The sequence below is a fragment of the Streptomyces sp. NPDC048361 genome (assembly GCF_040651795.1).
In the GTDB taxonomy this organism is placed as follows: domain Bacteria; phylum Actinomycetota; class Actinomycetes; order Streptomycetales; family Streptomycetaceae; genus Streptomyces.
Window position 1 is genome coordinate 19,924 of sequence record NZ_JBEZKW010000011.1, and the last position, 26,660, is coordinate 46,583.

The 26,660-nt window shown below is 71.3% G+C and carries 20 protein-coding genes and 3 pseudogenes; 18 read left to right on the forward strand and 5 right to left on the reverse strand.

Going from position 1 to position 26,660, the window contains the following annotated elements; genetic code table 11:
- Positions 1–237: 237 nt before the first annotated feature.
- The 8 genes and pseudogenes from AB0D31_RS08620 to AB0D31_RS08655 all read left to right on the forward strand — a co-directional run bounded on the left by AB0D31_RS08620 (position 238) and on the right by AB0D31_RS08655 (position 10,293).
- Positions 238–945, forward strand: a complete 708-nt coding sequence (locus AB0D31_RS08620; RefSeq protein ID WP_362718930.1) for an alpha/beta fold hydrolase — start codon at positions 238–240, stop codon at positions 943–945.
- Positions 942–1,790 carry a mycofactocin-coupled SDR family oxidoreductase gene (locus AB0D31_RS08625; RefSeq protein WP_362718932.1) on the forward strand — a complete coding sequence of 283 codons (849 nt, stop codon included), beginning with the start codon at positions 942–944 and terminating at the stop codon, positions 1,788–1,790. The genes AB0D31_RS08620 and AB0D31_RS08625 overlap by 4 nt, the downstream gene beginning before the upstream one ends.
- A gap of 63 nt (positions 1,791–1,853) precedes the next feature.
- The gene (locus AB0D31_RS08630; protein WP_362718935.1) at positions 1,854–4,766 is read left to right on the forward strand and encodes a non-ribosomal peptide synthetase; all 2,913 of its coding nucleotides are present in this window, start codon (positions 1,854–1,856) and stop codon (positions 4,764–4,766) included.
- Between the two features lie 461 nt (positions 4,767–5,227).
- On the forward strand, positions 5,228–6,490 hold the full coding sequence (locus AB0D31_RS08635) for an ROK family transcriptional regulator (protein WP_362718937.1): 1,263 nt from the start codon (positions 5,228–5,230) through the stop codon (positions 6,488–6,490).
- 54 nt (positions 6,491–6,544) lie between these two features.
- Positions 6,545–6,703: a hypothetical protein gene (locus AB0D31_RS08640; protein ID WP_362718940.1), complete on the forward strand. Its 159-nt coding sequence runs from the start codon at positions 6,545–6,547 to the stop codon at positions 6,701–6,703.
- 472 nt (positions 6,704–7,175) lie between these two features.
- Positions 7,176–8,250, forward strand: a pseudogene (locus AB0D31_RS08645) (ABC transporter substrate-binding protein).
- Positions 8,247–9,308: a TauD/TfdA family dioxygenase gene (locus tag AB0D31_RS08650; protein ID WP_362718943.1), complete on the forward strand. Its 1,062-nt coding sequence runs from the start codon at positions 8,247–8,249 to the stop codon at positions 9,306–9,308. The pseudogene AB0D31_RS08645 and the gene AB0D31_RS08650 overlap by 4 nt, the downstream one beginning before the upstream one ends.
- Positions 9,309–9,471: 163 nt before the next feature.
- A complete protein-coding gene (locus tag AB0D31_RS08655) occupies positions 9,472–10,293 on the forward strand; it encodes an SDR family oxidoreductase (RefSeq protein ID WP_362718945.1) in 822 nt (273 codons plus the stop codon).
- Positions 10,294–10,324: 31 nt separating this feature from the next.
- Here AB0D31_RS08655 and AB0D31_RS08660 read toward each other — a convergent pair whose 3' ends face one another.
- From AB0D31_RS08660 to katG, 3 genes are all read right to left on the reverse strand, one after another.
- The gene (locus AB0D31_RS08660; protein ID WP_362718948.1) at positions 10,325–11,449 is read right to left on the reverse strand and encodes an MAB_1171c family putative transporter; all 1,125 of its coding nucleotides are present in this window, start codon (positions 11,447–11,449) and stop codon (positions 10,325–10,327) included.
- A gap of 25 nt (positions 11,450–11,474) precedes the next feature.
- Positions 11,475–11,996 (reverse strand): regulator component, encoded by a 522-nt coding sequence (locus AB0D31_RS08665; RefSeq protein ID WP_362718950.1) that lies wholly within the window; start codon positions 11,994–11,996, stop codon positions 11,475–11,477.
- A 420-nt stretch (positions 11,997–12,416) separates the two neighbouring features.
- On the reverse strand, positions 12,417–14,645 hold the full coding sequence (gene katG, locus AB0D31_RS08670) for a catalase/peroxidase HPI (protein WP_362718952.1): 2,229 nt from the start codon (positions 14,643–14,645) through the stop codon (positions 12,417–12,419).
- A 567-nt stretch (positions 14,646–15,212) separates the two neighbouring features.
- On the opposite strand from katG, the gene AB0D31_RS08675 reads away from it, so the two are divergent.
- The 5 genes and pseudogenes from AB0D31_RS08675 (at position 15,213) to AB0D31_RS08695 (ending at position 18,686) form a co-directional block, all read left to right on the forward strand.
- Positions 15,213–15,623: a transcriptional repressor gene (locus AB0D31_RS08675; RefSeq protein ID WP_362718954.1), complete on the forward strand. Its 411-nt coding sequence runs from the start codon at positions 15,213–15,215 to the stop codon at positions 15,621–15,623.
- A 231-nt stretch (positions 15,624–15,854) separates the two neighbouring features.
- Positions 15,855–16,244, forward strand: coding sequence for a cell division protein SepF (locus AB0D31_RS08680; protein ID WP_362718956.1), 390 nt, complete (start codon positions 15,855–15,857; stop codon positions 16,242–16,244).
- Positions 16,245–16,407: 163 nt separating this feature from the next.
- The gene (locus AB0D31_RS08685; RefSeq protein ID WP_362718959.1) at positions 16,408–17,565 is read left to right on the forward strand and encodes an AAA family ATPase; all 1,158 of its coding nucleotides are present in this window, start codon (positions 16,408–16,410) and stop codon (positions 17,563–17,565) included.
- Positions 17,562–17,876: pseudogene (locus tag AB0D31_RS08690) on the forward strand (nucleotide pyrophosphohydrolase); the annotation flags it as partial. The gene AB0D31_RS08685 and the pseudogene AB0D31_RS08690, both read left to right, overlap by 4 nt.
- Positions 17,877–18,194: 318 nt before the next feature.
- Complete coding sequence (locus AB0D31_RS08695) at positions 18,195–18,686, forward strand: DUF6099 family protein (RefSeq protein WP_362718961.1); 492 nt, start codon at positions 18,195–18,197, stop codon at positions 18,684–18,686.
- A 758-nt stretch (positions 18,687–19,444) separates the two neighbouring features.
- Here AB0D31_RS08695 and AB0D31_RS08700 read toward each other — a convergent pair.
- A pseudogene (locus AB0D31_RS08700) lies at positions 19,445–19,624 on the reverse strand (hypothetical protein); the annotation flags it as partial.
- Positions 19,625–19,872: 248 nt separating this feature from the next.
- Here AB0D31_RS08700 and AB0D31_RS08705 point away from each other — a divergent pair.
- The 5 genes from AB0D31_RS08705 (at position 19,873) to AB0D31_RS08725 (ending at position 26,163) form a co-directional block, all read left to right on the forward strand.
- A complete protein-coding gene (locus AB0D31_RS08705; protein ID WP_362718964.1) occupies positions 19,873–20,802 on the forward strand; it encodes an LLM class F420-dependent oxidoreductase in 930 nt (309 codons plus the stop codon).
- 2 nt (positions 20,803–20,804) lie between these two features.
- Complete coding sequence (mmuM, locus tag AB0D31_RS08710) at positions 20,805–21,752, forward strand: homocysteine S-methyltransferase (RefSeq protein WP_362718967.1); 948 nt, start codon at positions 20,805–20,807, stop codon at positions 21,750–21,752.
- A gap of 421 nt (positions 21,753–22,173) precedes the next feature.
- Entirely contained in the window at positions 22,174–23,406 is a 1,233-nt protein-coding gene (locus tag AB0D31_RS08715) for an arginine deiminase (protein ID WP_362718970.1), read from the forward strand.
- 87 nt (positions 23,407–23,493) lie between these two features.
- Entirely contained in the window at positions 23,494–24,528 is a 1,035-nt protein-coding gene (gene argF / locus AB0D31_RS08720; RefSeq protein ID WP_362718972.1) for an ornithine carbamoyltransferase, read from the forward strand.
- Positions 24,529–24,720: 192 nt separating this feature from the next.
- Positions 24,721–26,163, forward strand: a complete 1,443-nt coding sequence (locus AB0D31_RS08725; protein ID WP_362718975.1) for an amino acid permease — start codon at positions 24,721–24,723, stop codon at positions 26,161–26,163.
- A 12-nt stretch (positions 26,164–26,175) separates the two neighbouring features.
- Here the strand turns inward: AB0D31_RS08725 and AB0D31_RS08730 are convergent, their stop codons facing one another.
- A complete protein-coding gene (locus AB0D31_RS08730) occupies positions 26,176–26,574 on the reverse strand; it encodes an ATP-binding protein (protein ID WP_362719151.1) in 399 nt (132 codons plus the stop codon).
- Positions 26,575–26,660 lie beyond the last annotated feature (86 nt).

Genomic DNA, 26,660 nt, shown 5'->3' on the forward strand with positions numbered 1-26,660 from the left:
GGCACGTGCCGTCGGTCAGGCCCAGGCGAATACCTTCGCCGTCCTCTCAGGATTTGCCGCAACATGTCCCGAACAACGAACCCGACCCCCGATGCAGAGTGCATTTACCCCGACTGTGGGACGGTTTGCATCGGCAATACACATCAGGATTCCTCATGTGTCAGGACGTGTTCGACCGGTGTCCGTGACGATGAAGGCGCTATTGGGCAAATGGCATTCCAAGTATGAGGATGATAAATGACCCTGTCATTGTTGTGCGTACCCTTCGCCGGGAGCGGCGCCGGCTTCTACAGGGCGTGGCCCAACGGCGGTGAGCAGGGCCTTCGGATCGTCCCGCTGCAGATGCCGGGCCGGGAGGAGCGTTTCCTTGAGGACCCGTACAAGGACGCCGCGGAGGCTGCCAAGGATCTCGCCGGCGCCGCGCTCCGCCTGGTCGGCGGGGCGGAACGAGTGGCGCTCTTCGGACACAGTCTCGGCGCCGTTCTCGCCTACGAGACAGCGCGTGAACTCCAGGCACAGGGCTTCACGGTGCTGGAGCACCTCTTCGTGAGCGGGTCCCCCGGTCCACGGAGCGGTCGCAGCGGGCGGACCGCGGAACTCGACGACGACACCTTCGTGGAGCGGGTCGCGGAGCTCGCCGGATACCGGCATGAGGCACTCGACGACCCCGACCTGCGGGAATTGCTGCTTCCGTTGCTCAGGGCGGACGTGGCCCTGCACGAGGACTACCGACCCCTTTCGGACGAGCCGTTGACGCTGCCTGTCACCGCCCTGCGAGGGACGGACGACGCCCTGGTGAGCCGGGCGCAGTGCGCGACCTGGGAGATGGCGACGACCGGACCGTTCGAGCTGAAGGAACTCGCCGGCGGACACATGTATCTGACCGACAGGCCACAGGAACTGCTCGCTGTCATCGACGCCGCGGCGCGAGGCGCCCGCACATGACACGCGACAGGAGGAGTCCGGCACGCCCGGCCCTGGAGGGCCGGACCGTGGTGATCACCGGCGCGGGCCGTGGCCTGGGACGCGCCTGCGCGTTGCGGTTCGCGGAAGAGGGAGCCGACCTCGTTCTGCTCGATGTGGGTGAGGACATCGACGGTGTCCCCTACCCCCTGTCGACGAGCGGTCAGCTCATGCACACCGCCAAGCTCTGCGAGGAGCGGGGCGCGGCGGTGCTGGCGGACTCCGTCGACGTACGCGGCAGTGTCGCGCCGGCGGTCGAGAAGGCGCTCGACCGCTTTGGCGGCATCGACGTCCTCGTCAACAACGCGGGCATCGCCGCCCCTTCGGGAAAGGCCGTCCACGAGATCGGCGAGGACGAGTGGCAGCTGATGCTCGACGTCGACCTCTCCGGTGCGTGGCGCATGATCAAAGCCGTGGCGCCGACGATGATCGCTCAACGGCGGGGCAGCGTCATCAACGTCTCGTCCACCGCCGGCCTGGTCGGCTACCGGCACTTCGCCGGGTACGTCGCCGCCAAGCACGGGCTGATCGGGCTGACCAAGGCGGCGGCTCTCGACTACGGGCCGTACCGGGTCCGGGTCAACGCCCTCTGCCCGGGCTCCGTCGCGGACGACCCGGCGGTCGACGGCCGGATGCTGTCCGAGATCGCCCGCTCCCTCGACGTGGCCGTCGAGGACCACGAGAGGGTCTTCGTCCAGGCACAGCCGATGAACTCGCTCATCGCCCCCTCCGACATCGCCGGCGCCGCCCTCTGGCTCGCCGGTGACGATTCCCAGCAAGTGACCGGCAGCGTACTGACGGTCGACGGGGGCTTCACCGCGCGCTGACCCGCGCCGGCCCGACCGCGTTCCCCCGCGCACCCCTCTTAGCGCACCCACAGGAGATCTCCGATGGCGACAGCCCACTGGTCCGTGCCGCCGCACTGCCACGAGCAGGCCGCCCTGTGCCACAGCCTGACGGTCAGATGCCCGCGGCCCCCGGGCGTGAGCGAGCTTCGGACACTGCTGGACCAGATCGGCGAACTCGCCGACGGTGTGCTGTGGGAACGGCACACCCGGGAACGCTCGACGGCACCGCGGGTGCGGCGGTACGCGGACCAGGAAGCCCGCCGGCCGCTGCGCGCCACCGCCGGCCCTCGGCTGCGCATCACTCTCGTGCGGCATTCGGACGGCGCCGCCGATCTGGTGCTGGTCGCCGCCCGAGACGTCCTGTCCCGGACGGCACTGAGCGACCTGGCGGGGTTCCTCACCGGCGGCGCCCTGCCCCGCAGGGGCCGGCACGGCACGGCGCCGGAGTCGGGCAAGCCGGGTGCCGCCCCCCTCGCGGGACCGGCGTGGGGCCTCGGCGAACCCGCGCACCGCGGCGTCCTCGGTACGGCCCCCTTCTGCGTGGAAGTGGGCGAACATCCTGTGAACCAGCGGTTGTTGACAGCCGCGGCCGCCCTCGTCCTGTCCCGGTACGACGCCGAGGAGACTCCGCGGGTCGGCCTGCTCGATCCCGAAGCGGCGGAACCGGCCGCGCTGCCCCCGCGCGCTGCCACGCCTGTCTCCGCGGCCGTTTCCGCCTACGACTTCACGTACGACGAGACGATGTCCGTCGCCGCTTTCCTCGCCGGCGGCCCCCGGTCGGCGGAGCCGGCCGGTGAAGCGGTGACGGGCGGACCCGCGATTCCCGTGGGCATGGTCTTCGGCGAGTGGGACGACGCGCGGCGGTACTACCCCTGTCTCGCGCCCGTCTTCCCGCTCACGCTCCAGGCGGAGCGACGCCCGGACGGGTCCTGGAGCGGCACCTGCTGGTACGACGCGGGCCTGATCGATCCGCTGATCGCGCACGCCTTCGCCGAGCAAGTGGCCCATGTGGCTCGCTGGTTGGCGGATCCAGGCAATGCCGGTGGTGAACTGCCGCTGTCGGCCGTCCCCTTGATGCCCATCGAACGCGCCGCGGAGATCGTGCGGCGCGGAGTGACCCCAGCGGTCGCCGGGGCACTCGCGGCCGGTTCGACGGTCCACGGGCGTATTGAGGAGCTGGTACGCCGCCACCCGGACGCGGTGGCCGTCACGGACGGCACCCAGGCCTTGACGTACCGTCAGCTGGATGGGCGGGCCTCCCTCATGGCCGAGGGGCTGAGCTTGTCGGGGGCGACGCCGGGAAGCATGGTGGGCGTGTGCCTGGAGCGCGATGCGACCCTCGTCGTCACCCTGCTCGCGGTCCTCAAGGCGGGCTGCGCCTACGTGCCCATGGACGTCACGTACCCGCACGAGCGCCTGCGTTACACCGCAGGCAGTGCCGGGGTGCGCGTGGTCGTCGCCGCGGCCGGGGCGTTCCCGGCCGTCGAGGGCGTCCGGTCCCTGGCCCCGGAGGAGCTGCTCCGGCTCGGCGGGACGAGCGCCACCCGGGGCCGGACCGCACCCCGCGACGAGAGCGACCCCGCCTACATCATCTACACGTCCGGATCGACAGGGCGGCCCAAGGGCGTCGTCGTCCCGCACCGCAATGTGCTGGCGCTGGTCGACGGCACGGCCGAGGACTTCGGGCTCGGCCCGGACGACGTGTGGACGATGTTCCACTCCAGTGCGTTCGACTTCTCCGTCTGGGAGATCTGGGGCTGTCTGCTGACCGGCGGGCACCTCGTGGTGGTGCCCTTCTGGGTCACCAGGGACACGGCGCAGTTCCACGCACTGCTCGCCGAACGGCGTGTCACCGTGCTCAGCCAGACGCCCTCCGCCTTCCTGCCCCTCGTCGCACAGGACCGGGAATCGCCGGCCGAGCTCGCGGTGCGCCTGGTCATCTTCGGAGGGGAGCCGCTGGACGCCCGTGAACTGCTGCCCTGGTTCGCCCGCCACCCGCAGGCGGAGTGCCGTCCGGTCAACATGTTCGGCATCACGGAGACCACCGTGCACGTGACGGCCCGGACCGTGACACCGCAGGCGGCCCTGCGGGGGAGCCGGTCGGTGGGCCGGGCGCTCCCCGGCTGGTCGGTGTCCGTACGCGGGCCACAAGGCGAGGTCCTGCCGCTGGGAGCGGCGGGTGAGATCTGGGTCGGCGGGGCCGGCGTCGCGCTCCGCTACCAGGGGCAGCCGGACCTCACTGCGCGGCGTTTCGTCCTCGACCCGGTGACCGGAGAGCGGGTCTACCGTAGCGGCGACAAGGGCCGCATGCGGCCCGACGGGTCCCTGGAACACCTGGGCCGGATCGACAGCCAGGTGAAGATCCGCGGGTACCGGATCGAGCTGGACGAGATCCGCACCGTCCTGCTCGGCGCGCCGTCGGTCTCCGGAGCGGCCGTCGTCGTACGGCACGACGAGAACGGCGACCGAGCGGCCGACCGGCTGGACGCGTACGTGGTGCTCAAGCGGGACACGACCGTGGCCACGGTCGCGGAGCACGCTCGGCGGCTTCTGCCCGACTACATGGTTCCGGCGACGGTCACGGAACTCGATGCCATCCCTTTGACGATCAACGGAAAGGTGGATGTCGCACGGCTCCCCGGGCCGGCCGCCGCCCGCCCGGCCGCGGCGGAGCCCCCGGACCCCGTCGAGACGGGGTTGCAAGCCGAATCCGCGTCCGGGGCCGCCGACCGGCTGGAGCGCGACCTGCTGAACATCTGGAGCCGTCATCTGGGCACGCGGGTCGGCCCCGAGGACAACTTCTTCGAGCGGGGCGGCAACTCGCTCCTCGTGGTCCGCGTCCTGGCCGAGGTCAAGGACCTTGGCGCGCCGAAGATCGCCGTGCGGGACTTCTACCGGAACTCCTCCGCGCGGCAGTTCGTCCAACTGGTCAGGGAGCGGATCACTCCGGCCTGATGCCCGGTCCGGGCGCCGCCCGGCCGGCACGGACGCGGAGGCGCTTGTCGCAGCAGGCAGCTCCTGGCGGGCAGTGGCCGGGCATCGAGGATTATTGCCGAGTCGGACCCGACGCAGGGCCGACCGGCCTCGGGTCCGACCAGGCCCCCCTCGGGCCCGGCCCGCCCGACCTCGGGGCTCACACTGGCGATGGCAGCGTCTTCTCCCGCGGGGCTTGCGGCCGCAGGGCCGCCCCGGAGCGTCCGTAGCGTGGGCGGGGCCTGGGCAGGGGGCACGGCGTTTGCTAGCTTCGGGCCATGGTTCCGCAGGCTGAGAACTTCGCGTCGCGTCGCTATGTCGACCTGCGGCGCCAGGGTACGGCCACCTGTCGCACCGCCTGAGGCGGCCCGGGGGCAGTGCGTCCGGTTCCGCCGAGTACGCGACCGGCGCGGTGTCGGACCAGCTCCCCGAGGAAGTACGCCATGTCCCCTTCAGCGGGCCCCCTTTCCCTGCTCGATCCACCCACCCTTCCGGCGGCGCGCCGGGCCGCGGACGGTGAGCGGCTCCGGACCAGTGCCAGCGCGGTGCTGCGCTCCGTCCTGGACCACGGCCCCGTCGCCCGCAGCACCGTCGCGCGGCTGACCGGCCTCTCTCCGGCATCGGTCTCCGGTCACTGTGCGCGGCTCGACGCGCTCGGCCTGATCCAGGAAGCCGCCGCGCCCCGGCGGTCCGCGGGGGCCGGCCGGCCTCATGTGCCGGTCGATCTGAACACCGGCCGGCTCGTCGTCGGCGGGGTGCACATCGCGGTGCCGTACACCAGCGTCGCCCTGCTCGATCTGCGCGGGCGCGTGATCGCGGAACGGCGCCTCGGTCATGACGGCGGCACCGAGCCCCGCCCGATCCTCGCCAATGCTGCCGAGGCGCTGGGCATGCTGCTCGACGAGTCCGAAGGGCGCACTCCGCTCGGCGTCGGGGTCGCGGTCGGCGGCTGGGTGGACCGGGACTCCGGGACCGTCGTGGAGCACGCCCTCCTCGGCTGGCGGGACGTCCCCGTACGCGACACGCTCAGCGCACGCACCCTCCTTCCCATCCAAGTCGACGGCCACGCGCGGGCGTTGGTGAACGCGGAGCGACTGTTCGGGCGGGCCCGGGGGAGCCGCAGCATGCTGCACCTCTTCGTCGGCAACGTGGTCGACGCGGCCTTCGCCACCCACGACGAGGTGCACCACGGCCCCCGCTCACAGGCCGGCGCCATCGCCCATCTCCCGCTCGCCGGCGGTACCGAACCGTGCGAGTGCGGCCGAACAGGGTGCCTCCAGGCCGAGTTGAGCGAACGCACCCTGTGCCGTCGCGCCCGCGACCTACAGGTCATCCGCACGGCGAACCCCCTCCACGTGGTGCGCGCGGCGGCCGCCGGGAATCCCACCGCCGTACGCCTCCTCGTGGAGCGGGCCGGCATGGTCGGGCAGGCGGCCCGGCTGCTGCTCGACGTCCTCAACCCGGAGACCGTCGTCGTCACCGAGGTCGGCGTGATGCACCGGCAGGACTGCCTCGACGCGCTGCGCGAGGCAGTGGAGCGCCGGGACGTGCTGGTCGTGCCCAGCAGCTTCCCCGCGTCGGTCCTGGCCGTGGCGGGCGGCGCCGTGGCGCTCGACGTGCTGTACCGGGACCCGTTGAGTGTCCCGAGGGCGCCCACCGCCACGTCCGCGGGGACCGGGGCGGCGACGTCCACCAAACCGAATTAATTCAGAAACTCGGAATGTTGACAGCGATTGTGCGTGGACGCGAGGATTCTGCGCATGAGCAGCGCGCAGGAATTCTCCCCGGTAGCCATCCGGTCGCGGCAGGTTCGCGACCGGGGCGCCGATGCCGCGCCCGCACAGTCCGCACGGTCCGTGCTTCTGACCCGCTGCCGGGTCATCGATCTGATGCGGATCGGCCGCACTCTCTGTCGTTGAGAGCCGCCGGGTGTTGCTGATGTGTCGCCGCGCCCGCATCCGCGCCCATGGCCGCACCCGCTCGCGCACCCGCACCCGCATCCGCATCCGCACCCGCAGTCATCGTCGCTGATCCGGACCGTGTCCTCCCAGGACGGGGACGGGAACGGGGACGGGAACGCGGTCGGGGACCGGGAACGCGCCGGGCGCGCTCCCCGCTGTCGCGGTCGTCGCTGTCGCGGTCGTCGTGACTCCGTGAACCGCTGACCACGCGCGCCCACATATCCATTTCCTGGCCCGCCGAGTGGCCCGTCCAGTGGCCCGTCCAGTGGCCGTCCATTTCGCGCGCGCTTTCTCTTCCCGCCCCCGTCGCCCCGCGTCCCTTTTCCTTCGCATTCGCCGTCGCTTTTCCGCCCCGCGCTGCCCGCTCGCGATGCCGCGCGCCTTCCTTCCTCCGCTTCCTGCGCCCGCTCCTGCCCTTACGGAGTTCCCCATGCCACCAGTGTCCCCAGCCGTGCCCGGTGTCGACCGGCGGCTGTTCCTGTCCTCCCTGCTCGGCGTCGCCGCCGCTGCCGGTCTCAGCGGCTGCGCCGGTGCCCAGGCCGCCGGTACCCCGTCCAAGGCGGCGGCGTCCGCTCCGCTGTCCACCACCGTCCCGGCCGGCACCCGCCTGCAGATCGCCTCGTACCAGGGCGTCCAGCAACTCCAGTTCAAACTGGCCGGGTTGGACGATCTGCCCTTCACGGTGGCGGACTGGGTGAACACCGGCGCGGGCCCCGACGTCATCAACGCCTTCCGTGCCAAGTCCCTCGACGTCGCCAACAATGCGGGAATCCCGCCGATCCAGGCGCACTTCCAGGGGTACGACGCGAAGATCGTCGCGATCGACATCACCCGCAAGCCCACCTATGTCTTCGCCACCAAGCCCGGCAGCGCCATCAAGGACGTCCGGGAGTTCCGGGGCAAGAGGCTGGCCTTCTCGCAGGGGCAGGCGCAGGGCGTCGTCCTGTTGCGGGCCCTGAAGCAGGCCGGGTTGACCCACGACGAGGTCACCCTCGTACCGCTGACGAGCAATCAGTTCTTCACCGCGCTCCAGGCCGGCCAGGTCGACGTCGCGCCGCTCGCCAACAGTCAGGTACCCGCCTACCTCAAGCAGTACGGGCCCAAGGGTGCGCACACCATCACCACCGGCGTGGTCGACCTGCTCAACCTGTTGTGGGCACCCGCCGCAGTGCTCGCCGACCCGGCGAAGGCGGCCGCGGTCGCCGCATACGTTCCGCGCTGGGCCAAGGGCCAGGTGTGGGCGTACGAACATCCCGGCATCTGGAACCGGGAGTTCTACGTCAAGACGCAGAACCTCACGGTCGCCCAGGCCGAGTCGATCACCGCGCTCGCCAACAAGCCCTTGTTCCCGTCCAGTTGGGACGAGGCGATCGCGTGGGAGACAGGAGACCGCGAATCTCCTCGCCGAGGGAGGCTTCGTGAAGGAGTTCCGGGTCGTCTCGCTCTTCGACCGCCGCTTCGAGGGCCTGGCGGCCAAGGCCGTCGCGCCCGACTACCAGAGGTGACGGCCATGACCACCACCGCACCCACCCCGCTGGTGTCCCCGCCCGCCGAAGCGCCGGCGGCCGCAGTCCGCGGACCACGGCGCCGCGCGCTCGCCCCCGGCAGGCGGCTGCCCGCCACGCGGCTCATCGGGCCGGCCCTCGTGCTCGTCCTGTGGGCCGCCGCGTCCGCCGCCGGACAGCTGGACCCCGCCGCGATCCCCGCGCCCTGGACCGTCCTGCGCACGGCCGGTCAGCTGTGGAGCGGGGGCACGCTCTCCACGGACGTGCTCACCTCCCTCGAACGCGCCGGATACGGCTTCGCTCTCGGGCTCACCGCCGGAGTGGTCCTCGCGCTGGCATCCGGACTCAGCCGGACCGGCGAGGCGCTGATCGACGGGACGGTCCAGCTGAACCGGGCGATCCCCACCCTCGGCCTGATCCCGCTGTTCATCCTGTGGCTCGGCATCGGCGAAACCTTCAAGATCGCGATCATCGCCATCGTCGTCTACGTCCCGATCTACCTCAACCTGCACGCCGCGCTGTCCGGCATCGACCACCGCTACGTCGAACTGGCCGACCGGTCGCTGCCCCAGCCGCTGCGGCAGTTCGCCGACACCCTCTGGGCCGAGCACACCAACGACTACGACTACGCGGTCCCGGAGGAGGACGTCGACGCCAAGAAGGCGGAGCAGCGCGCCCAGTTCACGTCCATCACCTTCCGCACCGCGCACCCGGTGGTCCGCGTGCACCCCCTGACCGGCGAACGCGGACTGTTCATCGGCGGGTTCGCGCAGCGGATCGTGGGCCTCTCGGTCGCCGAGTCCCGCACCGTCCTGGACCTGCTCCAGACGTACGTCGTTCGTCCGGAGAACATCCTGCGCCACCGCTGGTCCCCCAACCAGCTCGTCCTCTTCGACAACCGCATCACCCAGCACTACGCGATCGACAACTACGACGGCCTGCCCCGCCGCCTGAACCGCGTGACGGTCGCCGGAGACGTGCCGGTCGGCATCGACGGCAAGGAGAGCTACTCGATCGCGGGGGACGCATCGCACTACACGTCGGTCGCCCCGGTGTAGGGGGACCGGGGCGGGGGCGCCGACACCTCGGCGCCCCCCCAGCCGTGAGAACAAGCCAGTCCCGCCTTCAAGATCATTCAATCGCCCCCGCCCCCGATCTACGATGCGAAGAGGATCCGCCTCACACACCATCCCGCACCCCAGAACAGGAAGCTGAACCGCATTGAACGACAAGCGCGTTGTCATCGTCACGGGCGCAGGCTCCGGGATCGGGGAGGCTACGGCCCGGCTGTTGTGCGAAGGGGGGCATTCCGTGGTCGCCGGCGGGCGGCGGGTCGCGCCGTTGGAGCGGCTCGCTCGGGAGACCGGGGCGCTGGCGCACCCCTGCGACGTGGGCACCCCCGAGGCCGCCGACAGTCTCGTTCAGGCCGCCCTCGACACGTACGGACGGATCGATGGCATCGTCCTCAACGCCGGTATCGGGCGCGGCGGAACGGTCGGTGACCTCTCCCTGGATGACTGGGACGAGGTCATGCGCACCAACGTCACCGGCCCGCTGCTGCTCCTGCGTGCCGCCCTGCCGCACCTGATCGACGCGCGCGGCGCGGTCGTCTCCGTCGCGTCGGTCTCCGCGCTGCTCAACGGGCGGGGCAACGCGCCGTACGCCGTCTCCAAGTCCGCGCTGCTGCAACTGGCCCGTTCCGTCGCCGTCGACTACGCGCATCTGGGGGTGCGTTCCAACATCGTCTGCCCCAGCTGGGTGCGGACCGAGATGGCCGACCGGCGCATGAACCGTTTCGCCGAGGAGGCCGGGCTCGGGGACGGCGGCGCCGAGGCCGCCTACGCGGAGGCCACCAGGCTGCTGCCCATGGGCCGGCCCGCCGACCCGAGTGAAGTCGCCGAGGCCATCGGCTGGTTGCTCTCCCCGGCGTCCTCGTACGTCAACGGCTCGGTGCTCACCGTTGACGGCGGCGCGACCGCCCTCGACCTCGGCACGCTCGGCTTCGACTACCGGATCACGCCCCGCGACGACGCCACGCTCTGAGCCCGCGCCGGTAAGGAACCCGGGGTGGCGCTCACCCCGGCGTGCCCGGCTCCGCGGCGGTGCGGCCCGCCACCGCGGGCCAGATCCGGGCGATCGACAGAAGCGTCGTCGTGCTGCCGCGATCGACGCCGGGCAGCGGGCGCGGAGCCGAGGGCGGGCTGCCCGCCAACTTGGCGCGGCGGGCCTGGTCGAGGGCGCCGGCGAGGGCCGCCGCCGTCAGACGGTCGCCGTACAGGCCGGCGTGCCGGGCCCGCAGGAGCGCCTGCTCGTAGGCGTCCGGCCCGACGTACTGCTGGAGCTCCAGCATCGCGTCGTACGTCTCGATGGTCTGGCGGTGGGCCTGGAGCGAGAGCGGGGAGCGGGGTCGCAGCACGTCCTGGACGCGGGAGCGCTGCGGCTTCGTCAGGGTCACGTGGGGGACCGCGACGACCAGATCGCGCCACAGCGGCCACAGCCGCCAGGTCGTGCGCAGGTCCGAGGCCGACCGGGCGCAGGCGGTCGCCGTGGGCACCAGGAGCGAGCCCGCGCGGAACAGGCCGTGGACGCTGATGACCAGGGAGAGGCAGGGGAGCGTACCGGCCGTGTGGAAGCACAGGTTGAAGAGGTAGCCGCTCCAGAACACGATGGCCAGGACGCTGCCCGCCGCGAACAGCCGCAGCGACCCTACGAGGTCGCGGTCCTCGGCGCGCCTGCTGTAGTCCCAGCAGACGACCACGGCGACGGCGTCGCCGAGCAGATGCGCGGCGACGAGGATCAGCCAGTACAGGGTCGACGGGTCGGCCGGGCCCTGGAGCGCCATGTGCGACGCCGACTGCTCGACGCCGATCCGGTCGAGCACCAGGAGCGAACCCATCGCCGCGGCGAGGCCCAGGATCACGAAGGTCCGGAGCCGGCGCGAACGGACGGTGTCGACGACGAAGAGCAGCACGAGACCTGCGCTCAGCACACCCAGCTCGTTGCGGGTCAGCGACACCAGATGGGCGCTCGCGCCGGCGCGCACGAACCACTCCACGACCCCGGGCTGGAACAGGGTGATGGCGACGGTAGCGGTGAGGACGGTCAGCCACAGGCCGCGGTGCGCGGGGCGGCGCAACGCCGGCAGCGCCCGCCACACGAGGGCGGCCCACAACACGAGGACGCTGAACAGGCCTACCACGTCTGCGAGTTGACCCACCATCCGCTCACTCGCCACCGGTGACCATCAATCCGAGGAAGGCGCCGATGCGGCCCAGGGGACCCGCCAGCCGGCTCGGCTTCCCCGAACTCTGGATCAGGCTGGCGATCATCTCGGCCTCCTGTTCCTCGCGCGTGGTGTAACTGCTGCGCGCCATGAGGCGTTTGACGAACTGCGGCCCGAACTCGCCGTCCGGCGGTCCGCCCAGGTCGTCGGCCTGGGCGGCGATGTCGCGGCGGTGGTCGCACAGCACATGGCCGATCTCGTGCAGCACGATGTGCTCGCGGTGCAGGGGCGCGGTCCTGGCCTCGTAGAAGATGTAGTCGGCGGTGTCGGTGCCGAGCCAGAGCCCGCACACCCCGCTCTGCGCGGCCTCCTCCGGCAGTTCCCGCAGCACGAGTCGGCGCCCCCGGAGCTCCTCCACCCGCGCGCAGACCGCGTCGAAGGGCAGGGACCGCTCCACGCCGAGATCACGCAGGATCGCGAGACACGTGCGTTGCAGCTCCTCGTATGCGCCGGTTGTCCGCACTGGCTCTCTGCCGCCTTCCACTGTCGCTGGGCACAGCACGCCGGAAGGACCCTCGTCCCCCGTACGAGCCGGATCCGGGGCGGCCCGGTTCGCGCGCGGGCGGGTGTGCGGCGGTACGTTCGCACCGGAATCCGGGAACGTCTTCGCCGGGCGGATGGTGTGCGTCGGCCCCGGTGTTCCCGTTCACTTCTCCAACCCCCGTGTGCGGGGGCCGTGTTCCGGCCCCGACCGACTTCTGTCACTCCAGCGTAATGAGCCGTCCCGTCCCCCGAACGGACGAGCCCGCTCTCCCGCGCGGGTTTGGCGCAAACCCGACGGTCGCATCGCCGGGCGCCCGGGGCCGCCGGACACGGGGCCGCCCGCCCCCGAGGTTGTCATCGGGAGCGGGCGGCGGAACGGCGGGTGTCCGGAACCGGACGGTCAGACGAGGTCGAACCGGTCCAGGTTCATGACCTTGTCCCACGCCTTGACGAAGTCCCGCACGAACTTCTCCTTCGCGTCGTCGCTCGCGTAGACCTCCGCGACCGCGCGCAGCTCGGAGTTGGAGCCGAAGACGAGGTCGGCGCGGGTGCCCGTCCACTTGACCTGGCCCGAGCCGTCCCGGCCCTCGAACGTGGACTCGTCCGACGACGTCGACTTCCACGTCGTGCCCAGGTCGAGCAGGTTGACGAAGAAGTCGTTGGTCAGGGAGCCCGGGTTCTCGGTGAAGACGCCGTGCGCCGACTGCTGGTGGTTGGCGCCCAGGACGCGCAGACCGCCGACGAGGACGGTCAGCTCGGGGGCGCTCAGGGTCAGCAGGTTGGCCCGGTCGAGCAGCAGGAACTCGGCCGGCAGACGGTTGCCCTTGCCGAGGTAGTTGCGGAACCCGTCGGCCGTCGGCTCCAGGGCGGCGAAGGACTCGACGTCGGTCTGCTCCTGCGAGGCGTCCACGCGGCCCGGCGTGAAGGGGACCTCCAGGGTGGTGCCGCCGTCCTTCGCGGCCTTCTCGACACCGGCCGCACCGGCCAGCACGATCAGGTCGGCGAGCGAGATCTGCTTGCCGCCGCTCTGCGCGGAGTTGAAGGAGGACCGGATGCCTTCGAGCGTACGCAGAACCGCGGCCAGCTCGTCGGGCTCGTTGACCTCCCAGCCGATCTGCGGCTGCAGACGGACGCGCGCGCCGTTGGCGCCGCCGCGCTTGTCGCTGCCGCGGAACGACGAGGCGGAGGCCCACGCCGTCGAGACGAGCTGGGACACCGTGAGGCCCGAGGCGAGGATCTGCTCCTTGAGGGAGGCGACGTCCTGCGCGTCGACGAGCTCGTACGTACGGGCCGGCAGCGGGTCCTGCCACACCAGCTCCTCGGCCGGCACCTCCGGGCCGAGGTAACGCACGACGGGGCCCATGTCGCGGTGGGTCAGCTTGAACCAGGCGCGGGCGAAGGCATCCGCGAACGCCTCGGGGTTCTCCAGGAAACGCCGCGAGATCTGCTCGTACGCCGGGTCCAGGCGGAGCGCCAGGTCGGTCGTCAGCATGGTCGGGGCGACCTTCTTCGCCGGGTCGAAGGCGTCCGGCACGGTGTCCGCGCCGGCGCCGTCCTTCGGCCGCCACTGGTGGGCTCCGGCGGGGCTCTTGAACAGCTCCCACTCGTAGCCGAAGAGGATCTCGAAGAAGCTGTTGTCCCAGGCGGTCGGGGTGTTCGTCCAGATGCCTTCGAGGCCGCTGGTGATCGCGTCCGGACCCACACCCGTGCCGTAGGTGTTCTTCCAGCCGAGGCCCTGCTGCTCAAGGGAGGCGGCCTCGGGGTCGTTGCCGACCGACTCGGAGGGGCCGGCGCCGTGCGTCTTGCCGAAGGTGTGGCCGCCCGCGATCAGCGCGACGGTCTCCTCGTCGTTCATCGCCATGCGGTGGAACGTCTCGCGGATGTCACGCGCCGCGGCGATCGGGTCCGGGTGGCCGTTGGGGCCCTCGGGGTTGACGTAGATCAGACCCATCTGGACCGCGCCGAGCGGGTTCTCCAGCTCGCGGTCGCCGGTGTAGCGCTTGTCGTCGAGCCAGTTGGTCTCGGGGCCCCAGTACACGTCCTCGTCGGGCTCCCACACGTCCGCGCGGCCGCCGCCGAAGCCGAAGGTCTTGAAACCCATCGTCTCCAGGGCCACGTTGCCGGTGAGGACCAGGAGGTCGGCCCACGAGATGCTCTGGCCGTACTTCTTCTTGACCGGCCACAGCAGACGGCGGGCCTTGTCGAGGCTCACGTTGTCCGGCCAGCTGTTGAGCGGGGCGAACCGCTGCTGACCGGCGCCCGCGCCGCCACGGCCGTCACTGATGCGGTACGTGCCCGCGCTGTGCCACGCCATACGGATCATCAGCGGGCCGTAGTTGCCGAAGTCGGCGGGCCACCAGTCCTGCGAGTCCGTGAGCAGTGCGGCGATGTCCCGCTTGACGGCGGGGAGGTCGAGGGACTTGAAGGCCTCGGCGTAGTCGAAGTCCTCACCGAGCGGGTTGGACACCGCCGGGTTCTTGGCGAGGATCTTCAGGTTGAGCCGCTCCGGCCACCACTGACGGTTGCCGCCGCCCTGGGTGGGGTGCGGGGCGCGGTCATGCAGGACGGGGCAGCCGGTCGCGCCCTCCGTCTTGGCATCGGTGACGATTGCATCGGGGTTCTCGGACATGGCAATCCTTCTTCACTCGGTGGATCACGGTGCTCAGGAACTGCGGGCGGCAGGGAGGGGCCGTGACGCGCCCCGCGGCCGACGAGGTGGGCAAGTGGAGGGCCGCGCACACGACTTGGCACAGACTACGGCCCACATGATCACGCGTCCCGGAAGCCGTCGCGGCGAGCGTGGGGTGACCCTGAGGTGGCGGGGGCTCCGGCAGCACGCCGGGCGGCCCGTCCACCGGGGCGCCCGGCACCGCGTCCACCGGGGCGTACACGCTGGCGTGCGCCCGGGGCGGACCAGGGGCGACCGACGGCGCGCGGCGGACGGCACGCGCCCGCGGCCCGGTGTCCCGCGCCTTCGCGGCGGTGATCCCCCATCACGAATGCGTCTCCTGGCGATGTGTCGCAGTGGTGGTGTGCTGGAGTGTTCTTGTCCCTAGGCTATCGGTGATATCGATCCTACGATGGACCCAATCCAAGTCAAGAAAAACACCAAATTCATATCCCCTCGGTACGCGGCCGCCCCCTCCGGAGCACTGCGCGTATCCGTCCAACCCCGAACCGTGGACAGGTGAACGGCATGAGTGACCTGCTCGAACGGCTGCGAGGGCGCGGCTGGCGGATGACGTCCCAGCGGCGTGTCGTGGCGGAGGTCCTGAGCGGCGAGCACATCCATCTCACGGCTGACGAGGTGCATGTCCGCGCCGCCGAGCTGCTGCCCGAGATCTCCCGGGCGACGGTCTACAACACGCTGGGCGAGCTGGTGTCGCTGGGCGAGGTCATGGAGGTCTCGACCGACGGCCGCGCCAAGCGGTACGACCCCAATGCCCACCGACCCCACCACCACCTGGTGTGCTCCGGCTGCGGCACCATTCGCGACGTCCACCCGGTCGGCAACCGGCTGGACGACCTCCCCGCGGAGGAGCGTTTCGGCTTCAGCCTGTCCCGGGCCGAGGTCACCTACCGGGGGCTGTGCCCGTCCTGCGTGTGAGGCGACGGGTCGGGGGTGGGGCCGGGGCTGGGGCTGTGGGCAGCTGAGGGCTCGGGGGTCAGGTGCTGAGGGCGCGGGGGCTGAGGGCGCGGGAGCTGAGGGGCCCGGAGCTCCGCTTGCCCGTAAATGAGTCCCGGACGACACTCCCGCAGCTGTGTCGAAGTTGGGCTGAACGGGTGAGCGGCGTCATCATGGCCGAATGCAAATACAGCACGTGGGCGAGGTGGTCCGGTGAGCAGGTACGACGTCACCGACGAACAGTGGGAGGGCCTCGCCCAGGTCGTTCCGCTGCGCGGCCGCAACGAATGGCCGTCCAGAGCCGACCACCAGACCATCCCCGGCGACTACGCCACCGTCGAACAGCGGCGCTTCGTCGTCCTGCGCGTGCAAATCTTCGCCGACGCCCGCGAAGTGGCCGATTACCTCATGGCCCAGATCCCGGTCCTGCTCGATCTGACCGGAGCCGACCCCGAAGTCGCCAAGCGCATCCTCGACTTCAGTACCGGCGTCGTCTTCGGCCTGGGCAGCGGGATGCACCGCGTCGACCGCAACGTCTTCCTGCTCGCCCCGGCCGGCACCGAGGTGGAAGGCATCGCGGCGGCGGCCGTCCCGCACCCCTGAGCGACCCACCGCTCCATGGCCCCACCCCCTCCACCCCTCCATTGCCCCGCCGCCCCACCGCCTCGCCCAGGACCGTCCCGCAGCGTTGTGCCGTCCCTCATTCGTAGGAAGGTCCACGCGGCGGAACGGTTCGTCAGTTTTCGAGCTGCGTACGGTCCGAACCATGACCACCACCAGTGACAGAAACGCCCGTCCCGATCGACCCACCGTCACCGAATTACGGTTGTCCGCCTTCAGGACACACCGCGGCGCGGTCATCCCGCTCGGCCCCCTCACCCTGATCACCGGGCCGAGCGGCAGCGGCAAGTCCAGCGTCCTCGAAGCGTTCGAAGCGCTCGCCAGGCTCGGTTCGGGCGCCGCGCTGGGAGCTGTGTTCCGCGATCCGGTGGGCTGTGTGCCGGAGCGCGCCGACGCCGACGCGCAGGGCCGCCGAGGTTTCCGCATCGGCTGCACCGTCGACGGTCCCGTCGGGCCGGTACGCCTCGACCTCGCCGTCCAGGCCGAGCCAGAACTCCGCGTCGTCGGCGAACGTTTGACCAGCGAAGGACAGACCCTCCTGAGCACCGCGCTGCGCGACCCGAGCCGCTCCACCGTCCAGGCGGCCTGGCACACGGCGGGCGCGGTCCCCGTGACACGCGCGCCCCTGCCCGACGACCGGCTCGGCACCGCGCTGCTGCCGCTGCGCGTCGCGGGCAAGACGGAAGGCCAACGGCACGTTCTGGCGGCGGCCGAACAAGTCGTGGTCGCGCTGCGCTCGGTGTTTCCGTGCGACCCCCAGCCGCAGCGCATGCGCGCGCCCATCGTGCCCACGCAGGGGGCCGCCGGCGGCCGGCTGCGGCGCGGCTGCGAGAACCTGGCCGAGGTTCTGCTCCGTACCCGCACCGAATGCGGCATCCGCCACGGCCGTCTCGTCACCGCGGCCCGCGCCGGCTGCCACGGCGCCGTCACCGGCCTGACCACCGAAGAACTCGCCGACGGTACGGTACGTGCCGTCCTCGCGCGCGGCGGCAACCGGCACGGCACCCCGGTCGGACGGCTGGGCGAAGGGGAACTGCGCTATCTCGCGCTCGCGCTCGTGCTGCTCACGGGGCCGGGCGTCCTCGCCGTGGACACCGTCGCCGAGGTGCCCCCGGCCATGCAGACCCTCACCGTCATCGCCGACGGGCTCGACCGCGCGCTCGACCCCCGTCAGACCCGCGAACTGATCGCCCTCGCCGCCGAGATGTGCGCCCGGGGCCACATCCGCCTCCTTGGCGCCGTCGGTAGCGCGGACGGCGTCCGTGAAGCGCACGGGGCGACAGTGGTAGACCTGCGACCGTGACCCAACTCGACGTAGCGGCCCTGCAGCGCAGGCTCGCCGCATTCGCCGCCGCCCGTGACTGGCAGCCGTACCACACCCCCAAGAACCTCGTCGCCGCCCTCAGCGTCGAAGCCTCCGAACTCCTCGAAATCTTCCAGTGGCTCACCCCCGAACAGTCGGACCGGGTGATGAACGACCCGGACACGGCGCACCGCGTCACCGACGAGGTCGCCGATGTCCTCGCCTATCTGCTCCAGCTCTGCGAGGTCCTCGGCATCGACGCGCTCGCGGCGCTCGACGCCAAGATCGACCGCAACGAGCTGCGCTTCCCGGTTTCTGAGCCCCAGAGGTCCACGGGATCCGCGAAGCCTGCGGAGTCTTCGATGTCCGCGAAGCCTGCGGAGTATTCGAGGTCCGCGGAGTCCCCGAAGCCTGCGGAGCCTTCGAGGTCCGTGGAGTCATCGAGGTCCTTGCCACAGCCGCCCAACTCGCCAACGAACACGGAGAGTCACTCTTTTGAGTGACCGAGATACTCACAATCGCCTTGCTGTGCACAGATTTCCGATTTCCTCTGGCTTTCCGGGCCGGGCAAGCTCACTCTAGGTAGTGGACGCGAACGCCGGGTCCGGCGCGGGAAACGGGGGCATCGAATGGATGCGGTACGGCTCTTAAAAGTCAGCCGGCATGCACTGACCCAGAGTGGGGCTGTGCTCGACATCGTGGGGGAGGCCTGGCAGGCACAGGCACTGGCCCAGGCGATCGGCGGCCACCTGGCGGCCACCGGGCCGCCGGAGTTGCGGGGCGAGGCCCGCGGCCTCACCGAAGCCGGCAGCCGGGGCTGCGCGGTCCTCGACCACCCCGGCCTGCGACGGTCGGCCGTCCGAGCCGGCCAGCTGTCCGAAGTGGGCGATGCGGCAAGCGCGTTGACCTCGTTGGCCGCGCTGTTGGGCGATGTCGCCATGGCCCTGGTCTCCGTCGCCTGCGCCACGGACGACGAGGCCCTGTACTGGCAGTGCATGGAAGCCATCGACGCGGCCGACGAATCGACGGACCGGGTCCGCGGAATGCTGCGCCGCCTGACCTTGCGGAACCAGGAGAGATCGACGGAGGTGCTACGCGACTCGACGACGGGCCCACCCTGAAGGCCCCCCGGATGCCCGAGCTTGAGCCGGCCCTGGGCCGAGCCGAGCCGAGGCGGACCGAGCCGCGCCGAGCCGGTTCCGGCGTGGGCCGAGCTGAACTGATTCCGGCCCGAACCGAGCCGGTTCGGGGCTGGCCTGACCTGGCGGGGACCCTGACGTGCGGGCGGTGGGCGGGCAGCGGGGGCCGGGAGGTCAAGGGATGAGAAGACGAGAGAGGCAGCGAGCCAGGGGCCGGCGAGAGGGCCGGCGAGCCACGAACCAACGGGCCAACCGGCGAGAGGGCCGAGGGGCGGGAGGGGCAGTGAGTCGGAGGACTGAAGGACCGAGAGGCCGATGGGGCGGCCTCGCGGTTGAGCAAGGGGCGGCCGAAGGGCCGAGCGCCCCGCTCAGCTTGAGGGAGCACTTGGCCGAGCCCATAGCCGGGGCCGGTGCGTGGCCCCGGGCGGGGCGCCGCATACCTCAGTCGCCGATGTCCCCCGCGCGGCGGTGCTCGGCGCCTACGGCTGAGGACGGCTCTCGTGCTGCTCGTACTGTTCGTACTGCTCTTCGTCCGCCTCGTGCCCCGGGCGCACCTCGCACGCTCCCTCCCCGTGAGCCTGCGCCGTTCCGCGTACGTCGTGCAGCTCGCCCGCCCCGCCCCCCTCGCCCGCCTCGCGCGCTTCCTCCGCCACCGGGTCCGGCAACGGCACGGCCACCGGGGCCGAGGCCGGGACCGGCGCCGGGCCGGCCCCCGCCGCGGGTGGGGTGCGGTCGGCGGTGGACTGGAGGTCCGCGTCGAGCTGGGTCAGGTCCGCGCTCAGTGCCGCCATCAGCTCCTCCATCTGCTGCAACAGCCCCTTGGGCGCGCCCTGCTGCTGGGATGCGGAGTGGGGCACCGACTGCTGCGGCACAGTCTGTTCCGGCCCGGCTTCCTGTTCCGGCACGGCTTCCTGGGACATGGCGGCCTCCTCGGCCCGAGCCCTCCGGCAGGGGCGGAGGGCGGAAAATCGGTCGACGTACCGGCCACGGCCGCCGACACGCGGGCCGGGCACTCCGGCTCCGCCCGAGCCAACGACCGTTGGGCCTCAACGTCACTGGTCAGAGGGTGCGTGCACCACCAGAGCGGCCAATGTTCACCCGACCGGGGATTGGTCGGGGGAGTCGTGGAGGCAGGGTTGACGGCGGCTCCACGGTGCAGGATGGAGCCATGGATCTTCGCATCTTCACCGAACCCCAGCAGGGCGCCGGCTACGACACTCTCCTGACCGTCGCCAAGGCCACCGAAGACCTCGGCTTCGACGCCTTCTTCCGTTCCGACCACTATCTCCGGATGGGGACCGCCGACGGACTGCCGGGTCCGACCGACGCCTGGATCACCCTGGCCGGACTCGCACGGGAGACCAAGCGCATCCGGCTCGGCACCCTGATGACCGCAGGGACCTTCCGGCTGCCTGGTGTCCTCGCCATCCAGGTCGCCCAGGTCGACCAGATGTCCGGCGGCCGGGTCGAACTCGGCCTGGGAGCCGGCTGGTTCGAGGAGGAGCACAAGGCGTACGGAATCCCCTACCCGAAGGAGAAGTTCGCCAGGCTGGAGGAGCAGCTGGCCATCGTCACCGGACTCTGGGCCACCGAAGTGGGCCGCACCTTCGACTTCCAGGGGGCCTACTACCAGCTCAGCGACTCGCCTGCGCTGCCCAAGCCCGCGCAGGCCAAGGTGCCCGTCCTGATCGGCGGCCACGGGGCCACGCGCACCCCGCGTCTCGCCGCGCAGTACGCCGACGAGTTCAATATCCCCTTCGCCTCCATCGAGGACAGCGAGCGGCAGTTCACCCGGGTGAGGGCGGCCGCCGAAGCCATCGGGCGCAGGGCGGACGACCTCGTGTACTCCAACGCGCTGGTGGTGTGCGTCGGCAAGGACGACGCCGAGGTGGCGCGCAGGGCCGCCGCCATCGGACGGGACGTGGAGGAGCTCAAGGCCAACGGCCTCGCGGGCTCGCCCGCCGAAGTCGTCGAGAAGATCGGCAAATACGAGGCGACCGGCTCGTCCCGCGTCTATCTGCAGCTCCTCGACCTCCACGACCTCGACCACCTCGAACTGATCTCAGCGCAGGTGCTGCCGCAGCTGACCGGAGCCTGACCGTGCGCCCCGCCCGGACACTCGCCGAGGCCCTCACACAGGGGGCGGTCGTCCTGGATGGTGGTTTGTCCAACCAACTCGTTGCGCAAGGCTGCGACTTGAGCGACGAGTTGTGGTCGGCCCGGCTGCTCGCGGACGACCCGCGGCAGATCGGGACCGCCCACACGGCGTACGTACGGGCGGGCGCCCGAGTTCTCACCACCGCCAGCTATCAGGCGACGTTCGAAGGGTTCGCCCGCCGGGGCCTGGGTCGTCAAGAGGCCGGGCGCCTTCTCGCCACCAGTGTCCAACTGGCACGAGCGGCAGGGGAGTTGCAGGAGTTGCGCTCCGCGGTCGGGCGCGCGGAGTCGCTCGGTGACGACATCTGGGTGGCTGCCTCCGTCGGCCCTTACGGTGCCTTCCTGGCCGACGGCAGCGAGTACCGGGGGCGGTACGGGCTGAGCGTGCGGGAACTGGAGCGGTTCCACCGGCCCCGGATCGAGGCGTTGGTCGCGGCGGAACCCGATGTGCTGGCCCTGGAGACGGTCCCCGACATCGACGAGGCCGAGGCGCTGCTGCGGGCGGTCGAGGGGTGCGGGGTGCCGGTGTGGCTCTCGTACAGCATCGAGGGCGGGCGCACGCGGGCCGGGCAGGATCTGGCCGAGGCGTTCGGGCTCGTCGCGGGCCGGGACCAGGTGATCGCGACCGGGGTCAACTGCTGCACTCCGGCCGACGCCGGCCGGGCGGTGCCGCTCGCGGCATCGGTCTCGGGCAAGCCGGTGGTGGTCTATCCCAACAGTGGCGAGCGCTGGGACGCGGAGCACCGTCGCTGGACGGGTGACGTGACGTTCGACGCGGCGCGGATCGAGGAGTGGACAGCGTCCGGAGCGCGGCTCGTCGGAGGGTGCTGCAGGGTCGGGCCGTCGGGGATCTCCGAGCTGTCGGCGCGGATCCGCACCGCTCAGGCGTAGCGAAAACCTTGGTGTGCGCGGCCTTGGCCCGGGCCGGGTTCCGCCGGGGTGCGGGGCCCCTGGCGAAACCCGGTCGGCGGGACGCCCGGTCCGCGGCTACAAGCAGGCTTCCGGCCCTGGTGCAGTCACCCCCGGGACCGGGGAGTCGGCCGCCCTGTGGACCCGTGGACCCGTGGACCCGTGGACTCGCGGAATGGTGAGCCGGGGTCGCCCCGCGGGGGCTGAGGCCGCACCGCCCTCACGCGTGGTGGCGCGGGTGTGCCCCCGGCCGTGAGCCGGTCGGTTCCGGCCGAAAGGGGGACGCCCGGCTCAGGGCAACCAGCGGGCACCCGGAGCCCACCGCGGGCGTCCTCTCCCCCCTACCGCCGGAGGCCACCGTGTTTGCCGGGTGAGGCGGGGCGGGGCGGGACAGGATGGAGGCATGGGATTCCATGTCGATTCCGAGACCGGGCGGCTGCGCCGCGTCATACTCCACCGGCCAGACCTGGAGCTGAAACGGCTCACGCCCGGCAACAAGGACGCGTTGCTCTTCGACGACGTGCTGTGGGTGCGCCGGGCCAGACAGGAGCACGACGGCTTCGCCGACGTACTGCGCGACCGAGGGGTGGAGGTGCACCTCTTTGGAGACCTGCTGCGCGAGTCGCTGGGGATCCCCGCGGCCCGCGGGCTCGTCCTTGACCGGGTCTTCGACGAGAAGGAGTACGGGCCGCTCGCGACGGACCATCTGCGGGCGGCCTTCGAGGAGTTGCCGGACGCGGACCTGGCGGAGGCGCTCGTCGGCGGGATGACCAAGAGGGAATTCCTCGAAGGCCACCCGGAGCCCACGTCGGTGCGTTTCCACGCGATGGACCTCGACGACTTCCTGCTCGGCCCGCTGCCCAACCACCTCTTCACCCGTGACACCTCCGCGTGGATCTACGACGGTGTCTCGATCAACGCGATGCGCTGGCCGGCCCGGCAGCGCGAGACCGTGCACTTCGAGGCGATCTACCGCCACCACCCGCTGTTCACGGGCGCGCAGGCGGGGCCGTTCAACACCTGGTCGCGGGGGCAGAGCGACTATCCCTCGACCATCGAGGGCGGTGACGTCCTGGTGATCGGGAACGGGGCTGTGCTGATCGGGATGAGCGAGCGGACCACGCCGCAGGCCGTCGAGATGCTGGCGCGCGGGCTGTTCGCCGCGGGCTCGGCAGCGACCATCGTGGCGCTCGACATGCCGAAACGGCGGGCGTTCATGCACCTCGACACGGTGATGACAATGGTCGACGGAGAAACCTTCACTCAGTACGCGGGCCTCGGCATGCTCCGCTCGTACACGATCGAGCCGGGCGCCGGCGAGCAGGAGCTCAAGGTCACCGACCATCCGCCGGAGCACATGCACCGGGCGATCGCGGCGGCCCTCGGCCTCGACCGGATCCGGGTGCTCACCGCCACCCAGGACGTGCACTCCGCCCAGCGCGAGCAGTGGGACGACGGCTGCAACGTGCTCGCGGTCGAGCCGGGGGTGGTGGTCGCGTACGAGCGCAACGTCACGACCAATACGCATCTGCGCAAGGAGGGCATCGAGGTGATCGAGATCCGGGGCAATGAGCTGGGCCGGGGGAGGGGAGGCCCGCGGTGCATGAGCTGTCCGGTCGAACGTGATGCCGTATAGTGATGCGCTCAAACGTATAGACTTCCAGTGATGTCCGGCGCTGCCGGGTCTCGCTGCCGTCCCCTACCCGCCCCAGGAGCAGCCACCATGGCGATAGACCTCGCAGGCCGCCACTTCCTCAAGGAGCTGGACTTCACGGCCGAGGAGTTCCTCGGGCTCGTCACGCTCGCCGCCGACCTCAAGGCCGCCAAGAAGGCGGGCGCCGAGGTCCAGCAGCTGCGCGGCCGCAACATCGCGCTGATCTTCGAGAAGTCCTCGACGCGCACTCGCTGCTCCTTCGAGGTGGCCGCCGCCGACCAGGGCGCGTCGACGACGTACATCGACCCGGCCGGCTCGCACATCGGGAAGAAGGAGTCGCCGCGCGACACGGCCCGGGTCCTTGGCCGGATGTTCGACGCGATCGAGTTCCGCGGGGACGCGCAGGAGACCGCCGAGACCCTCGCCGCCCACGCCGGCGTACCCGTCTACAACGGCCTGACCGACGACTGGCACCCCACCCAGATGCTCGCCGACGTCCTGACCGTCACCGAGCACACGGACAAGCCGCTGGGCGAGGTCGTCTTCGCCTATCTGGGTGACGCCCGCTTCAACATGGGCAACTCCTACCTCGCCACGGGCGCCCTGCTCGGCATGGACGTCCGGATCGTGGCGCCCAAGGCGTACTGGCCGGCCGAGGAGATCGTCGCGCAGGCACGCGAGGCGGCCACGGTGAGCGGCGCCCGCATCACGCTCACCGAGTCCGTCGCGGAGGGTGCGGCCGGCGCGGACTTCGTCGCCACCGACGTCTGGGTCTCGATGGGGGAGTCCCAGGAGGTCTGGGCCGAGCGCATCGAGGCGCTCGCCCCGTACGCCGTGACCATGGACGTGCTGCGCGCCACCGGCAACCCCGGCGTCAAGTTCCTGCACTGTCTGCCCGCCTTCCACGACCTCGCCACCCAGGTCGGCCGCGACATCTTCGAGCGGTACGGGCTCACCGAACTCGAAGTGAGCGACGAGGTCTTCGAATCGGCGCACTCGGTCGTGTTCGACGAGGCGGAGAACCGGCTGCACACGATCAAGGCGGTCCTGGTGGCCACGCTCGGGGCCCGGCCCGAGGCCTCCGGTGGCTGGGGCGCCGCCTAGCCTGCCGGGGTGGCACACGGAGACGGGCGTACGCGTCGAATAGGAATGCGCTCGATTGGGTGAAGATGCGGCGGGGTGGCTACTATGTCGCCTCTTGGTGGGGTCCGAGCTCGCACGCTCGGGCCCCGCTTTCTTTGTGCGCGGCTCCCCCTCCCGGCCGCGGCGTGTACGACCAGGAACGAGAGTCCCCCCATGCGGCGCCCCCACCCCGCCACCAGCCCCGCCCACCGCCTGCGGATCAAACCGCCGCGGCAGCTCATCGCCGAATCCGGCGCCGACCTCGAAGGGCACGGCCTGCGCCGCACGATGGGGCTCTTCCAGCTCGTCTGCTTCGGCGTCGGTGCGATCGTGGGCACCGGCATCTTCGTCGGGCTCTCCGACAGCGTCGCCAAGGCCGGCCCCGCCGTGGTCCTCTCCTTCGTGCTGGCCGCCGTCACCTGCGTCTTCACCGCCTTCGCCTTCGCGGAGCTCGGCGGCGCGATCCCGGTCTCCGGCTCCTCGTACTCCTTCGCGTACGCCACGCTCGGCGAGCGCACCGCCTTCCTGGTGGGCTGGTGTCTGCTCCTGGAGTACGGCGTCTCGGTCTCCGCGGTCGCGGTCGGCTGGAGCCAGTACCTCAACGAGCTCCTGAACAGTGTCGTCGGATGGCAGCTGCCCGCCGCGCTCTCCGCCGGACCCGGCGACGGCGGGGTGGTCAACCTGCCCGCGGTCGTCGTCATCCTGCTCGCGGCGGCCCTCCTGGTGCGCGGCGTGAGGGAGAGTGCGCGGGCGACGGCCGCCATGGCCGTCCTCAAGATCGGCATCCTGCTGCTGTTCCTGGCGATCGCGTTCACGGCGTTCAAGGCCGGCCACCTCTCGCCGTTCGCCACCCACGGCGCCGCCGGGGTCACCGCGGGCGCCTCGCTGGCCTTCTTCTCGTACATCGGCTTCGACGCGATCACCACGGCCGGCGAGGAAGTGAAGAACCCGCGCAAGAACATCCCGATAGCGATCATGATCTGCATCGGACTGGTCACCCTGCTGTACTGCGCGGTCGCCCTGGCCGCGATCGGCGGACTCGGCGCGGACGCCGTCGGCGACAAGCCCGCCGCGCTGTCGCTCATCGTCAACCAGGTCACCGGGTCGGCGTTCGGCGGCGGTGTCATCGCGTTCGGCGCGGTCGTCGCCATCGCCTCGGTGGTGCTCGCCGTGATGTACGGGCAGACCCGCATCCTGATGTCGATGTCCCGCGACGGTCTCGTCCCGCGGGTCTTCGAGCGTGTCTCGCCGAAGACCGCGACGCCGGCCGTCAACACCTGGATCGTCGCCCTCGTCTTCGCGGTTCCCGCCGCGTTCGCCTCGCTCGATGCGGTGGTGAACCTGACCACCATCGGCACGCTCGCCGTGATGGCCGTGGTGAACGTGGCCGTCGTCGCCCTGCGCCGCGCCGAGCCGGACCTGAAGCGTTCGTTCCGCGTGCCGTTCTACCCGGTCAGCCCGATCCTGGGCGTCGGCTTCTGCCTCTATCTGATGTACGGGACGGGTTGGACGACCTGGCTCCAGTTCGCCGTGTTCCTACTGGCGGGCTCGCTCCTGTACGCCTGCTACGGCCGTGGGCGCTCGCGACTGGCCGGGGGCGCCGGCCCGGCGGCGTGAGCCGGGCCCCGGTCAGGGGTGGCGGTCCGACAGCGTGAACCACACCGCCTTGCCGCTCGCGGTGGGGCGGTGGCCGCAGGCCGAACTCAGGGTGCGGATGAGGAGCAGACCCCGGCCGTGCTCCTGCCAGGGGTCGGGGTGGGGGCCGGACGCCGACTCGCCCAGATCGCCCGGCGGTACCGGCGAACCGTCGTGCACCTCGACCTGACAGCCCGACCCGAGCAGCTCCACCACCAGCTCTATCGGCGCGTCGCCCGTCGTGTGCTCGACGGCGTTGGCCACCAGCTCCGCGGTGAGCAGCTCGGCCGTGTCGCTGTCGGCGCCCGCGTCGAGGTCCGCGAGCGCGGTACGGATCAGCGCGCGGGCGATCGGCGCCGCGGCGGCGGTGTGGGGCAGCGCGATGCGCCACATCGGCGCCGCGGCGGCGGTGTGGGGCAGCGCGATGCGCCACGCGGAGGGCGTGGCGTCACGGTCGGGACCGGAGGGGTCGGGCAAGG